Annotated in this window: 15 protein-coding genes and 1 riboswitch; of the genes, 6 read left to right on the forward strand and 9 right to left on the reverse strand. The window is 63.4% G+C overall.

From position 1 onward, the window contains the following. Nucleotides 1-21: 21 nt before the first annotated feature. Complete coding sequence (locus tag AC1Q6Z_RS20665) at nucleotides 22-1,044, reverse strand: NAD(P)H-quinone oxidoreductase (protein ID WP_492649088.1); 1,023 nt, start codon at nucleotides 1,042-1,044, stop codon at nucleotides 22-24. Between the two features lie 329 nt (nucleotides 1,045-1,373). On the opposite strand from AC1Q6Z_RS20665, the gene AC1Q6Z_RS20670 reads away from it, so the two are divergent. Further along, a complete protein-coding gene (locus tag AC1Q6Z_RS20670; protein WP_256118685.1) occupies nucleotides 1,374-1,631 on the forward strand; it encodes a DUF1344 domain-containing protein in 258 nt (85 codons plus the stop codon). 70 nt (nucleotides 1,632-1,701) lie between these two features. Here the strand turns inward: AC1Q6Z_RS20670 and AC1Q6Z_RS20675 are convergent, their stop codons facing one another. The 3 genes from AC1Q6Z_RS20675 to crcB form a co-directional block, all read right to left on the reverse strand. Next, nucleotides 1,702-3,516, reverse strand: a complete 1,815-nt coding sequence (locus AC1Q6Z_RS20675) for an EAL domain-containing protein (RefSeq protein WP_492649089.1) — start codon at nucleotides 3,514-3,516, stop codon at nucleotides 1,702-1,704. A gap of 123 nt (nucleotides 3,517-3,639) precedes the next feature. Then, a complete protein-coding gene (locus AC1Q6Z_RS20680) occupies nucleotides 3,640-4,077 on the reverse strand; it encodes an EamA family transporter (protein WP_492649090.1) in 438 nt (145 codons plus the stop codon). Further along, entirely contained in the window at nucleotides 4,074-4,463 is a 390-nt protein-coding gene (gene crcB / locus AC1Q6Z_RS20685) for a fluoride efflux transporter CrcB (RefSeq protein ID WP_492649091.1), read from the reverse strand. Before crcB ends, AC1Q6Z_RS20680 begins: the two co-directional genes overlap by 4 nt. Nucleotides 4,464-4,566: 103 nt before the next feature. Continuing rightward, a riboswitch (Fluoride riboswitch) is annotated at nucleotides 4,567-4,630 on the reverse strand. Between the two features lie 123 nt (nucleotides 4,631-4,753). Between crcB and betI the strand changes: the two genes are divergently transcribed. The 3 genes from betI to betB are packed head-to-tail and all read left to right on the forward strand — an operon-like array spanning nucleotide 4,754 to nucleotide 8,438. Next, nucleotides 4,754-5,398 (forward strand): transcriptional regulator BetI, encoded by a 645-nt coding sequence (gene betI, locus AC1Q6Z_RS20690; RefSeq protein ID WP_492649092.1) that lies wholly within the window; start codon nucleotides 4,754-4,756, stop codon nucleotides 5,396-5,398. A gap of 45 nt (nucleotides 5,399-5,443) precedes the next feature. Then, the gene (gene betC / locus AC1Q6Z_RS20695) at nucleotides 5,444-6,973 is read left to right on the forward strand and encodes a choline-sulfatase (protein WP_492649093.1); all 1,530 of its coding nucleotides are present in this window, start codon (nucleotides 5,444-5,446) and stop codon (nucleotides 6,971-6,973) included. Nucleotide 6,974: 1 nt separating this feature from the next. After that, entirely contained in the window at nucleotides 6,975-8,438 is a 1,464-nt protein-coding gene (betB, locus tag AC1Q6Z_RS20700; RefSeq protein WP_492649094.1) for a betaine-aldehyde dehydrogenase, read from the forward strand. A gap of 10 nt (nucleotides 8,439-8,448) precedes the next feature. Here the strand turns inward: betB and AC1Q6Z_RS20705 are convergent, their stop codons facing one another. Both AC1Q6Z_RS20705 and AC1Q6Z_RS20710 read right to left on the reverse strand, forming a co-directional pair. Continuing rightward, nucleotides 8,449-8,814, reverse strand: a complete 366-nt coding sequence (locus AC1Q6Z_RS20705; protein WP_492649095.1) for a helix-turn-helix domain-containing protein — start codon at nucleotides 8,812-8,814, stop codon at nucleotides 8,449-8,451. A 6-nt stretch (nucleotides 8,815-8,820) separates the two neighbouring features. Then, complete coding sequence (locus AC1Q6Z_RS20710) at nucleotides 8,821-9,018, reverse strand: type II toxin-antitoxin system RelE family toxin (protein WP_492649096.1); 198 nt, start codon at nucleotides 9,016-9,018, stop codon at nucleotides 8,821-8,823. A 134-nt stretch (nucleotides 9,019-9,152) separates the two neighbouring features. Here AC1Q6Z_RS20710 and betA point away from each other — a divergent pair, with 134 nt between their 5' ends. Continuing rightward, nucleotides 9,153-10,802, forward strand: a complete 1,650-nt coding sequence (betA, locus tag AC1Q6Z_RS20715; protein WP_492649301.1) for a choline dehydrogenase — start codon at nucleotides 9,153-9,155, stop codon at nucleotides 10,800-10,802. Nucleotides 10,803-10,863: 61 nt separating this feature from the next. Then, nucleotides 10,864-11,142 carry a hypothetical protein gene (locus AC1Q6Z_RS20720; protein WP_435267262.1) on the forward strand — a complete coding sequence of 93 codons (279 nt, stop codon included), beginning with the start codon at nucleotides 10,864-10,866 and terminating at the stop codon, nucleotides 11,140-11,142. On the opposite strand, the gene AC1Q6Z_RS20725 is transcribed toward AC1Q6Z_RS20720, so the two are convergent. From AC1Q6Z_RS20725 to AC1Q6Z_RS20735, 3 genes are all read right to left on the reverse strand, one after another. Continuing rightward, entirely contained in the window at nucleotides 11,135-11,605 is a 471-nt protein-coding gene (locus AC1Q6Z_RS20725; protein WP_492649097.1) for a DUF6644 family protein, read from the reverse strand. The two genes, AC1Q6Z_RS20720 and AC1Q6Z_RS20725, sit on opposite strands and share 8 nt — an antisense overlap. Before the next feature lie 12 nt (nucleotides 11,606-11,617). Then, nucleotides 11,618-11,953 carry a DUF6152 family protein gene (locus AC1Q6Z_RS20730; protein ID WP_435267493.1) on the reverse strand — a complete coding sequence of 112 codons (336 nt, stop codon included), beginning with the start codon at nucleotides 11,951-11,953 and terminating at the stop codon, nucleotides 11,618-11,620. Nucleotides 11,954-12,142: 189 nt separating this feature from the next. Further along, nucleotides 12,143-13,063, reverse strand: coding sequence for a calcium-binding protein (locus AC1Q6Z_RS20735; RefSeq protein ID WP_435267264.1), 921 nt, complete (start codon nucleotides 13,061-13,063; stop codon nucleotides 12,143-12,145). Between the last annotated feature and the right edge of the window lie 147 nt (nucleotides 13,064-13,210).

The following is a 13,210-nucleotide window of genomic DNA, read 5'->3' on the forward strand; positions in this document are numbered from 1 at the left end:
GCAATTCCGGACGCAAAACCGCTACACACTTTTGCTGGAATTGCTTTCGACGGTCAGCATGATCTTCCCGATATGATCGCCGTGTTCCATCATGCGATGGCCGGCGGCGGCATCGGCAAAGGGCAGGACGGCGTGCACCACCGGGGCGATGCGCCCCTCCTCCAACAGCGGCCAGACTTTCTGCAAGAGTTCGTCGCGGATCGCCTGCTTTTCCACCGCGGTGCGCGGGCGCATGGCGGAGCCCATCAGGTGCAGGCGCTTTTGCAGGATGGGCGCGAGGCTGACCTTTTCGGCGAAGGTGCCGCCGAGGAAGGCGATGATCGACAGGCGGCCGTCGCGGGCGAGCGACTTCAGGTTCCGCTCGAAATAGGCCGCACCGATCATGTCGAGGATGACGTCGACGCCGGCCTTGCCGGTTTCCTCCGCAATGACGGTGCAGAAATCCTCGCTGCGGTAGTTGATCGCGCGGGAGGCGCCGAGGTCGAGGCAGGCCTCGCATTTTTCCGCCGTGCCGGCCGTCGTGAAGACGCGTGAGCCGAGGGCTGCGGCAAGCTGGATGGCCGTCGTGCCGATGCCGCTCGACCCGCCGTGGATGAGCACGCTTTCGCCGGGCTTCAGGCCCGCCATCATGAAGAGGTTCGCCCAGACGGTGAAGAAGGTTTCCGGCAAGGCCGCCGCCTTCACCGCGTCGTAGCCCTTCGGGAAGGGCAGCGCCTGCGTCGCCGGCACGGCGCAGTAGCGTGCATAGCCGCCGCCATTCGCCAGCGCGCAGACCTGGTCGCCGAGTTCGTAGCCGGTCACGTCGTCGCCGATCGCCACCACTTCGCCGGCGATCTCCAGGCCGAGAATGGGGCTTGCATCGGGCGGCGGCGGATAGTCGCCCTTGCGCTGAAGCACGTCCGGCCGGTTGATGCCGGCAGCCGCGACGCGCACGAGGATTTCGCCGCTTCGAAGCTGCGGCGTGCGGCCCTCCATCACCACCAGATTGTCCGGGCCGCCATGTTCGGTGAGCCCGATATAGGACATGGATGATGGAATGGACATGGGCTTTTGCCTCCCCGGGCGCTTTGGCGACGCGCAATCTGTAACGCTGATTCTAGCCTAAAGCGCGAACCATTTGAATCGTTTCCGGCCGCGCCTGCGACATTTGCGATGGCGCGCAGACCGCCCACTTTCAGCCGCAAACCGCTGGAATTCCGGCCGTTTCGGGACGCGCAGAATTAAATCTTGTTAATTTGAAAACGGATTTTTCCGGGCCTAGCTTCTTCTCCGAAGCCGGGGAGCGCCGGCGGCTCACCCCCCTAGAGCCGCGACGCGACGTCTCCCGGACGGCTTCTCAGTGCCCCGCCCGGGGCCGCTATAGGACGACACAGATGCGTGTTCTTCTTTCCAATCTCGCCATCGTCACTGTTCTCACCACACCGGCTCTTGCCCTCGCCGCCCAGACGGCGACCGGTACGGTCAAGGATTACAACAAGGCGTCGATGTCTCTGACGCTCAGCGACGGCACCACCTACCAGCTTCCGAAGGGTTTCCACGATCCCGGGCTGAAGACTGGCGAGAAGGTGTCCGTCTCCTTCGACATGTCCGGCAAGAACCACGAAGCGAAGACCGTGAAGCTCATTCGCTGACGTGGCGGGAAGCGGGCTCCGAGGAGCCCGCTTCCAAGTTTTTTGTTTTGCCGCTTCGGCTGGAAATGCTCTAGTGCGCAGCCGAAAGCTGCGCTGCGGCGGATGTCGAGGACAGCACGAGCCCCCCGTCGCTGCCCTTGGCATCCGCCTTCAAGGCGGCGATCCGGCTGCTGATCAGCCCCGCCTCGCCGATCACCTCGCCCTCCGGCACGATGACCACGGCAGCCGAGCAGCGCATCAGCGGAAACGTCGTCTGGTTGCCGGCGCGATCATGCCCGCGGATCTGGCCGGCGAGCTGGTCTTCCGCCGCATAGAGCAGGCGCACCTCGCGGCTGAAATCGGCCAACAGACGCTCCAGAATGACCTGCACAGCCTCCACCGGACGGCCGGAAATGCCGGCGAAAAAGTCATCCCCGCCGACATGGCCGATGAAGACGTCGTCGCCGATGAATTCGCGGCGCATCAGCGAGGCGAACAGCGACAGCGCAAGGTCGCCCTTCTGGAAGCCGTAGTGATCGTTGAACGGCTTGAAATTATCGAAATCGAAGTAACACAGGCAGCGCAGCTGGTCGCCGTCGAGCGCCTTGTCCTGAAGATAGTCGCGGATCGAGCGATTGCCGGGAAGCCCGGTCAGCGGGTTCTGGTCCTCCGCCGTCTTCAGGCGCTTCTCGTTGATGATCTTGAGCAGCGAGGAGGCGGAGAGGATGCCAGCATAGCGCAGGTTCTCCGTCAGGATCACGCATTCATTGCCGCCCATGCCGGTGAAGACGTCGAGAAGCTGTTCGGCGGGCGTATCGAGATCGGCGATCGGCGCGGTGGTGACGAAATGCGACAGGCTCTTCTGGTAGAGCTTGTTCTTCAGGAGATCGCGGCCGAACGGGTGATAGCTCAGCTCCTTGACGTGATATTCATGCAGGATGCCGCGCGGCTCGTCATTGGCGTTCAGCACCGGGAAGAAGGTGCGCTTGGGGTCGCGACGGAAGAATTCAAAAACCGATTCCAGGCTCTCGTTTTCGCGCAGCACCGCGACTTGCTCGATCTCGCGGCGGATGAGGATGCTGTCCAGCGTGCGTGACGAGCGGCGCGTACCGCCGGCCCGTGTCACCTGGGCATAGACCGGGCTGAGCATGGAAAAATCGGTGACCGGGCGGGAGACAAACCAACCCTGCACGAGATCGCAACCGGCCTCGCGGGCGGCGACGAATTCCGCCTCCGTCTCCACCCCTTCGGCGATGACGCGGATGCCGAGCACGTGGGCGGCGTTGACGGTGTTGCGCACCAGATGGCGCTTGCGCGCATCGTTCTCCATGCCGGAGATGAAATGGCGGTCGATCTTGAGATAGTCGACCTGGTGGTCGCAGAGCAGCTTCAGCCCGTTATGCCCGACGCCGAAATCGTCGATGGCGAGCTTGAAGCCGGCAAGCCGGAGCTTGCGAACGAGGATGGCGAAATCCGGCAGCGTGTCGTTGTCGAAGCGCTCGGAAATCTCGAAGCAGATCGAGGAGGCCGGAATGCCGGCGCGGAAGAGATGGCCGGCCAGCCGCTCGACGAGGTCCGCCCCTTCCGCCACCAGGCGGGAATCGAGATTGATGAAGAGCGTGCGCGAGCGGAAATCCGGCAGGGCGGCGAAGGCCGCGATCGCGCGGCTGTTGGCCATGTGCTCCAGCGCCAGGAGCTGGCCCGCCTCGTGCGCGCGGTCGATCAGGTCGAGCGGCGAGTTGAAGCCGAGCCGATCGAAGCCGCGCATCAGCGATTCATAGCCGAACACCGCGCCGGTGCCGGCCTCGACGATGGGCTGGAAGGCCGTTTCGATCACCAGCTTGGCGAGGGTGACGATCTCGCCATCCCCGAAACGGCGTAGGGCGAGCAATTCGGCGGCGGACATGGGCGGCTCCGAGGCGTGAACTTATGCCACGAAGTGTTCTTCGGGATCGCTGAAGAATCCGTTTCCGTAATGTGACAGTTCGATGAAAGTTCAATGACTACAAGGAGTTGAAAAAGGAGCGACTCATATAGGCAAAGCCAGCAGCAAGGCCCCGCCGCCGATCATGACCACAGCCAGCCAATGGGCCGTCGAAAGCTGCTCGCCGAGGAACAGGACGGCGAAGACTGCGACGAGAACGACGCTCAGCTTGTCGACGGGCGCGACCTGCGCGGCCTTGCCGATCTGCAGCGCGCGAAAATAGCAGAGCCACGAGGCGCCGGTCGCTAGGCCCGAGAGAATGAGGAAGATCCAGCTTCTTGCCGGCACCGTTCCGGGCGCCTGCCAGTTGCCCATGAGCGTCAGCATGAGGGCGAGCGCCAGCAGGATGACCACGGTGCGCACGAAGGTCGCGAAGTCGGAATTGACCTCGGCAATGCCGATTTTGGCGAAGATCGCCGTCAGCGCCGCGAAGACCGCCGAGCCGAGCGCCCAGACCTGCCAGGATGTGAGAAGCGCCTTCACATTGCACCTCCTGCGAGCATATAGCGCGACAGGACAAGCCCCGCCGCCACGGCGAGCAGCGAAAAAATCACCGAGGCGCCGACATAAAGCGCGGCCAACCCCACCTCGCCGCGCTCCCAGAGCAGCGCCGCATCGAGCGAGAAGGCGGAGAAGGTGGTGAAGCCGCCGAGGATGCCGGTTGTCAGGAACAGGCGCAGCTCCTGCGGCAGGTGGCCGCGAAAGGCGAAAACGCCGGCAATCAGCCCCATCACCAGGCAGCCCAGCACATTGATGACGAGCGTGCCGGCCGGAAAGCCCGTGCCGAACAGGCGCGCCGACAGCACGTTCACCCCGTGGCGCCCGGCACCGCCGATGCCCGCGCCGAGAAAGACGATCAGATAGTTCATGTCCGTTGCCCTCATGGTTCAGCTACTCGAAAGCCGGACAACAAAAAACCGCCCACAGGCGGTCGCCAAACACGCGCCCGCCGTCGACGGCCATTGCTGGCCGGTTCTGGCAGGCGCTATCAGCCGGTAAACGGCGGTTGTCGGGGAGCACCATCCCCATCCCACGGTGAAATTTTTAGCGCGCTGGCGTGGCTGCTGTCAAACGGCGTTGATGTGGCCGGCAATGCCAAAAATTTTTATTGATTGATCACTCAATTAAAAATACGCTTGACGAAAATCAGGGGAACGACATGCCGAAGGTTGGAATGGAGCCGGTGCGCCGCAAGGCGCTGGTGGACGCGACGCTGAGGGCGGTCGGCGACCACGGCTCGCTGACCGTCACCATGTCGGAGATCGCCCGCCATGCCGGCGTGTCGGCCGCACTCGCCCATCACTATTTCGGCTCCAAGGAACAGCTCGTCATCGAGACGATCCGCAGCCTGCTGCGGCAGCTCCGCGCCGATGCCGTGGCGGCGCTGAAAGCCGCCGCGACCCCGCGCGAAAGAGTGTCGGCGGTGATCCGCGTCAATTTCCAGGCGCACCAGTTCGCACCCGAAACCGTCGCCGCCTGGCTCGCCTTCTATTCGGAGGCGCAGCGCTCGGAAGAGGTGCGCCGGCTGCTCGTCGTCTATGCGCGGCGGCTGAACTCCAACCTGCTGGCGAGCCTCAAGCAGCTCTGCCCCGCCGCGACCGCCTCCGTCATTGCCGATGGGGCGGCGGCGATGATCGACGGGCTGTACCTGCGCCAGGGGCTGAAGTCGGCGCCGGTCAGCATCGAATCGTCGATTGCGCTGACGGAGGGGTATGTGAATGCGCAGCTGGCCGCCGCCGGCGCTGTCGCAGGGTCACCCCCACCCGCCGCTTCGCGGCGACCTCCCCCCTCAAGGGGGAGGTAAAGTCTGCCAAACGCCACGCCTTGCATTCTTTCGAAGGACCCATCCGTGACCGCCAGCAAGCCGAACATCCTGATCATCATCGTCGACCAGCTCAATGGGAAGCTTTTCCCGGATGGCCCGGCGGACTGGCTGCATGCGCCGCACATGAAGGCGCTGGCAGCGCGTTCGGCGCGCTTTCGCAACAACTACACGTCCTCGCCGCTCTGCGCCCCCGCCCGCGCCTCCTTCATGGCCGGGCAATTGCCGAGCCGCACGCGGGTCTATGACAATGCGGCGGAATACGTCTCCTCCATCCCGACCTTCGCGCATCACCTGCGCCGCGCCGGCTATTACACGGCGCTGTCGGGCAAGATGCATTTCGTCGGGCCGGACCAGCTGCACGGCTTCGAGGAGCGGTTGACGACGGACATCTATCCGGCCGATTTCGGCTGGACGCCGGATTATCGCAAGCCCGGCGAGCGCATCGACTGGTGGTATCACAATATGGGTTCGGTGACGGGCGCGGGTATCGCCGAGATCACCAACCAGATGGAATATGACGACGAGGTCGCCTTCCTCGCCAACCAGAAGCTCTACCAGCTTTCGCGCGACAATGACGACATCTACCGCCGGCCCTGGTGCGTCACCGTCTCCTTCACCCATCCGCACGATCCCTATGTGGCGCGCAAGAAGTTCTGGGACCTCTATGAGGACTGCGAACACCTGATGCCGGAGGTCGGCATGCTGGAGGAGCAGGACCCGCATTCCGCGCGTATCCTGCATTCCTGCGACTATGCCGCCTTCGCGATCAGCGGCGAGAACGTGCGCCGCTCGCGCCAGGCCTATTTCGCCAACATCTCCTATCTCGACGAGAAGGTCGGCGAGTTGGTCGACACGCTGACGCGCACACGCATGCTGGACAACACGCTGATCCTGTTCTGCTCCGACCATGGCGACATGCTGGGCGAGCGCGGCCTGTGGTTCAAGATGAACTTCTTCGAGGGTTCCGCCCGCGTGCCGCTGATGGTGGCCGGCCCCGGCGTTACCCCCGGCCTGCACCTCGCCCCCTCCTCCAATCTCGACGTGACACCGACGCTCGCCGACCTCGCCGGCATCTCGATGGACGAGATCATGCCCTGGACGGATGGCGAAAGCCTCGTGCCCGTCATCAACGGCGCGGAGCGGACGTCGCCCGTGCTGATGGAATATGCGGCGGAAGCCTCCTATGCGCCGATCGTCGGCATCCGCGAGGGCAAGTGGAAATACATCCACTGCGAACTCGACCCGGAACAGCTCTACGACCTCGACGCCGATCCGCTGGAGCTGACCAATCTCGCGACCTCGGAAAATCCAGTCATCAAGACGACGCTGGAGGCCTTTAGACAGATGCGCGAGGCGCGCTGGGACATGGCGGCGTTCGATGCGAGCGTGCGCGAAAGCCAGGCGCGGCGCTGGGTGGTCTATGAGGCGCTGCGCAACGGTGCCTATTATCCCTGGGACCACCAGCCGCTGCAAAAGGCATCCGAACGCTACATGCGCAACCACATGAACCTCGACAATCTCGAGGAATCCAAACGCTACCCGCGGGGAGAATAAGATGAGAGCCCAACCGAAAGCCTCGCACTTCATCGATGGCGAGTATGTCGAGGATGCCGCCGGCACGCCCTTCGAGAGCCTTTACCCCGCCACCGGCCAGGTGATCGCGAAGCTCCACGCTGCGACGCCAGCGATCGTCGAAAAGGCCATTGCGTCCGCCAAGCGCGCGCAGAAGGAATGGGCCGCGCTGAGCCCCACCGCGCGCGGCCGCGTGCTGAAGCGCGCCGCGGAGATCATGCGCGCGCGTAACCGCGAGCTTTCGGAACTCGAAACGCTCGATACCGGCAAGCCGATCCAGGAAACCATCGTCGCCGACCCGACCTCTGGCGCCGACGCCTTCGAATTCTTCGGCGGTATCGCTGCGGCCGGGCTCAACGGCGACTATATCCCGCTCGGCCAGGACTTCGCCTTCACCAAGCGCGTGCCGCTCGGTGTCTGTGTCGGCATCGGCGCGTGGAACTATCCGCAGCAGATCGCCTGCTGGAAGGGGGCGCCTGCCCTCATCTGCGGCAATGCGATGGTGTTCAAGCCGTCCGAAAACACGCCGCTCGGCGCGCTGAAGATCGCGGAGATCCTCGTGGAAGCCGGGCTGCCGAAGGGGCTCTATAACGTCATCCAGGGCGATCGCACAACGGGGCCGCTGCTCGTCAATCATCCAGATGTCGCCAAGGTTTCGCTGACCGGCTCCGTGCCGACGGGCAAGAAGGTGGCGGGGGCTGCGGCCTCCGACCTCAAGCATGTCACGATGGAACTCGGCGGCAAGTCGCCGCTCATCGTCTTCGACGACGCCGACCTCGAAAGCGCCATCGGCGGCGCCATGCTCGGCAATTTCTACTCGACCGGCCAGGTCTGCTCGAACGGCACCCGCGTCTTCGTGCAGAAGGGTATCAAGGACAGGTTCCTGAGCCGCCTCAAGGAGCGCACCGAAAAGATCCTGATCGGCGACCCGATGGAGGAATCGACGCAGCTTGGGCCGATGGTCTCCAAGGCCCAGCGCGACAAGGTTCTCGACTATATCGAGAAGGGCAAGGCGGAGGGTGCGACGCTCGTGACCGGCGGCGGCATCCCCAACGACGTCTCGGGTGACGGCTACTACATCCAGCCGACCGTCTTTTCCGACGTGACGGACGAGATGACCATCGCGCGCGAAGAAATCTTCGGCCCCGTCATGTGCGTGCTCGATTTCGACCATGAGGACGAGGTGATCGCCCGCGGCAACGCCACGGAATTCGGCCTCTCCGGCGGCGTCTTCACATCGGACATCACCCGCGCCCACCGCGTCGTCGACCAGCTCGAAGCCGGCACGCTGTGGATCAACACCTACAACCTCGCCCCCGTGGAAATCCCCTTCGGCGGCTCCAAACAGTCCGGCTTCGGCCGCGAAAACTCGCTGGCGGCGCTGGAGCATTACTCGGAGCTGAAGACGGTTTATGTCTCGATGGGCAAGGTTGAGGCGCCGTATTGAGATGGGCGCCTCAGTCCTTCGCAACATCCACGACGATATCGTCGAGATCGACCTTGAGCGCGGTCGCAATGCGCTTCAGCACATCGACGGAGCCGGTCTTCTTGCCGGCCTCGATCTCGGAGAGATAGGGCTGGGAAATGCCGGCCGCTTCGGCGAGTTCGGATACGGTCATCTTGCGGTAATTCCGGAACGTTCGGATGCGGCTATCGGTGCTCAGAAGCTCCACGACAAGCTCGTGCGGAAAAGTCTCCTCCCCGGCGGCGATACGCGCCATGATCTCGGCAGCGTGCAACCCATCGACCAGATCCTCATAGTCCTCTTCGCTCAGAAGAACATAGTTCTTGCCGTCGATCACGATTGTCTGAACATCGCCCATTTTGCGTCACTCCTTGTAAATGCTACCGCGCGGGCCGGCATTGATGACCATGATGACCATGCCCTTTTCGTCTATAATGACGCGATCCTGGCCGACACGGATATGATAGAACTCATTTCCCTTCATCTTGCGAATATCGACGATCGCGCCACCGGCATACGCTTCCAGCTTTGCGACGATGGCCGCACTCCGCTTCGGCTGCATGCGCGCCAAACTCTTCAAGGCGAAAGGCGTGTATTCGATGCGCTTCATCCTCGAACTATAGCTTATAGCGATAATCTTCGCAATCAGGCCATACAGACCACCTGTGTTCCGAGCAGGAGACATTGAGCGTGACCATGACAGCAGATTACATCATCGTCGGCTCCGGCTCCGCCGGTTCGGCGCTCGCTTACCGGCTTTCGGAGGATGGCAAGCATACGGTCATGGTGCTGGAATATGGCGGGTCGGATATCGGGCCGTTCATCCAGATGCCGGCGGCGCTTGCCTGGCCGATGAGCATGAAGCGGTACAATTGGGGGTATCTTTCCGAGCCCGAGCCGAACCTCAACAACCGGCGCATCACCGCGCCGCGCGGGAAGGTGATCGGCGGGTCGTCGTCGATCAACGGGCTTGTCTATGTGCGGGGCCATGCGGAAGACTTCAATCGCTGGGAAGAGCTTGGCGCGCGCGGCTGGGCCTATGCGGACGTGCTGCCCTATTACAAGCGCATGGAGACCTCGCATGGCGGGGAAACGGGCTGGCGCGGCACGGACGGGCCGCTGCACGTGCAGCGCGGTCCGGTGACCAATCCGCTCTTCCACGCCTTCATCCAGGCGGGCAAGCAGGCGGGGTTCGAACTCACCGAGGATTATAACGGCTCCAAGCAGGAGGGTTTCGGCCTGATGGAGCAGACGATCCACAATGGCCGGCGCTGGTCGGCGGCGAATGCCTATCTGCGCCCCGCCATGAAGCGGTCGAACGTTTCGCTGGTGCATTGCTTCGCGCGAAAGATCGTCATCGAAAACGGGCGGGCGACCGGCGTCGAGATCGAGCGCAACGGCAAGATCGAGGTGGTGAAGGCGAACCGCGAGGTGATCCTGTCGGCCTCCTCCTTCAATTCGCCGAAACTCTTGATGCTGTCCGGCATCGGGCCGGCCGCGCATCTGAAGGACATGGGCATCGAGGTGAAGGCCGACCGACCGGGCGTCGGCGCCAATCTGCAGGACCATATGGAATTCTATTTCCAGCAGGTCTCGACGAAACCCGTCTCGCTCTATTCCTGGCTGCCGTGGTTCTGGCAAGGGGTGGCGGGCGCGCAATGGCTCTTGTCTAAGGGCGGGCTCGGCGCTTCCAACCAGTTCGAGGCCTGCGCCTTCCTGCGCTCGGCGCCGGGGCTGAAGCAGCCGGACATCCAGTATCATTTCCTGCCGGTCGCGATTTCCTATGACGGCAAGGCGGCGGCGAAGAGCCATGGGTTCCAGGCGCATGTCGGCTTCAACCTGTCGAAGTCGCGCGGCAGCGTGACGCTGCGGTCGGGCGATCCGATGGCCGATCCGGTCATCCGCTTCAACTATATGAGCCATGCGGAGGACTGGGAAAAGTTCCGGCACTGCGTGCGGTTGACACGCGCAATCTTCGGCCAGAAAGCCTTCGACGAATTCCGCGGGCCGGAAATCCAGCCGGGCGCCGGCGTGGAAACCGACGAGCAGATCGACGCCTTCCTGCGCGAGCATCTGGAGAGCGCCTATCACCCTTGCGGCACCTGCCGCATGGGGGCGGCGAGCGACCCGATGGCGGTGGTCGATCCGGAAACGCGCGTGATCGGCGTCGATGGGCTGCGCGTCGCCGACAGCTCGATCTTCCCGCATGTCACCTATGGCAACCTCAACGCGCCGTCGATCATGACCGGCGAGAAAGCGGCCGACCACATCCTTGGCAGGCAACCGCTGGCGCGCTCCAACCAGGAGCCGTGGACGAACCCGCGCGCTGCGGTGAGCGACCGGTAAAAACTTGGGAACCAGAACGGTTCCAAGGGGTTAAGGCGGGCAACCGTTCCAAGGGGAGCCCATGACCGTCTACCAAAAGGTTTCGCGCATCGACATCAGCAAGGAGACCGATCTTGTCGTCACCTTGATCCACGGCATCACCGGCCCCTGCGCCTTCATCACCGATCCGGCGCAGGCGCAAGATACGATTCCGCTTCCCGCCGAGGAAGCGCTGACCGACGCCCGGCGGCTGATTGCCGGAGACGTCAACCCGCGCAATCTCGTCGTCGTCGACGAGGAGGACCTGTGGGACGAACGCTGGGGCAGGCTCGTGCCGCATCCCGATCGCGGCGTCAGATAAAGCCGATCCAGCGCCCCGCCAGGACGGCGCCAATCCAGATCATGAGCGAAAACGCTGCCTGCACGCGCAAGGCGGGCGTGGCGCTGTCCGTGGATATCGCCATGCGCCACCCGCTGCGCAGATGCAGGACGAGGGCATTGGCGATGCCGACGGCGACGAGCCCGACCTTTGCCAGGAAGGCCGGGTTTTGCGCATATTCCTGCGGCCGGACGGAGAAAAGACAGAGGCCGGTCACGATCGCGAAGACGATGCCCGTTGCCGCGGTGCGTGACAGGAGCGGGCCGATGGCGGCGATGGAGGCCGCGCGGACCACGCCGATCAGCCGCAGGTCGAGCGGCAGGATCGCCCCGACGATGAGGCCGATCGACAGGATGTGGGTGGCGTTGACGACGAGATAGAGCGTGCCGGACGCCTTCAGCGCTGCGGCGACCGGCGTCGTCGAGAGCCAGGCGAGCGCCTCCATGCGGGCCGCCCGTCAGTTCGTCTCGATGCGCTCGGGATAGATATCGAAGACCTTGCCAGCGACAGTGATGCGCACCGCCTTCATGCGCTTCTCGCTCTGGTCGAGCGAGCGGTTACCCAGCACGACGATCTCGTCGCCGGGTTTCGCAGAGCCTTCCACGAAGCCGGAGCGCTCCGTCTGGCGCGGATTGCCGAGTTCCACTTTCCACACGCCGTCCGAGGCCGTCTCGACCTCAAGTGCTGGATGCGGCGGCGCGATCATGACGGTGCGGATGGTGCCGGTGAGTTCGGTCTGCTTCTCCTCGGCCCAGGTCCAGCCATGGTGGGCAAAGGCGGCGAAGGCGGTCATCGTCACAGCGGCGGCGAAGGTGACGATCCGGATGGTTTCGGTTTGCACGGCGTTGTCCTCCGAGGGTCAGCCCCGAAGGCAGGATACACCAAGCCGCCGGCGAGGCCGTTCAAGGATAGTTGAACGGGTCGCCCAAACGAAAAGGCCGGGCAAACGCCCGGCCTTTCCTCACCTCTTCCGACCGGAGGCTCAGAAGAAGAAGAAATCGTTGGCGTGCAGGTCGGTCTTGTCGACGCCGGCCAGTTTGATCGTGTTGTTGCCGTAATCGATGACGACACCGCTGGACGAGTCGTCGGCATGCGCCAGCACGTCCTTGAAGCTGGAGAGCACGGACTTGTCGAGGCGGATCACGTCGCCCTTGGCGCTGCCGGCCGAGAAGTCGGTGATGGTGTCGTTGCCCTGGGCCTTCTTGAAGATGAAGGTGTCGTTGCCCGCGCCGCCGGAAAGACGATCATTGCCGGCGCCGCCGTCGAGCGTGTCGTTGCCCGCGCCACCGGTAAGCTTGTCGTTGCCGGCGTCGCCGTACAGCTTGTCATTGCCGGCACCACCGGAAATCGCATCGTTGCCGGCGCCGCCCTTCAACGTGTCGTTGCCGCCGTTGCCGGAGATCTTGTCGGCCTTGCCGAAGCCGGTGAACGTGTCGCTGCCATTGCTGCCGCGATAGTCGATGGCATTGGCCTTAAGGATCTTTTCAAGGCTGGTCGTCGCGCCGCCATCGGTGTTCTTGCCGCCCATGATGTCGGCGAGGATCTGGCCACCCACCGTCTTGTCGGTGACGTTGAGACCGGTGATCTCGATATCGGAAACCGCCTTGAAGCGCGAGCCCGACAGGTCGATGGAATTGCCGAAGGTGATGGCGCTCAGCGAGCCGGTGACCTTGTGGGTCATCAGGTCGTAGTCCCACTTCGTCTTGCCGGCCGTCAGGAAGGCGCCGAAGTCCTTGGCATTGGTGGTGGCATATTGCGTGCCGCTCATCGCCATCGGGTCGGCGCTGTTGAAGGAGCCGTAGCCATCGCGAAGATAGGTCCTGTTGAAGCTGGCGAGATAGGCGGCGAAATTGATGCCCTTGCCGTCGCTGTTTGCATCCTTGACCGTGATCTTGATCGCCATTTCGCTGTCCTTCCCGAAGAGCCGCACAGGCCCCATTAATAACATGACTGAGATAGTCAGCTATTAAATCTGATTTTTGCTGTCAAGTTTTTTGACGGCTTCTCTGCTACATGCATGCGTGCTGAAAGGCGGCAGGATTTCTGCGCT

Source organism: Shinella sp. GW835-FHT14H05 (genome assembly GCF_058793575.1).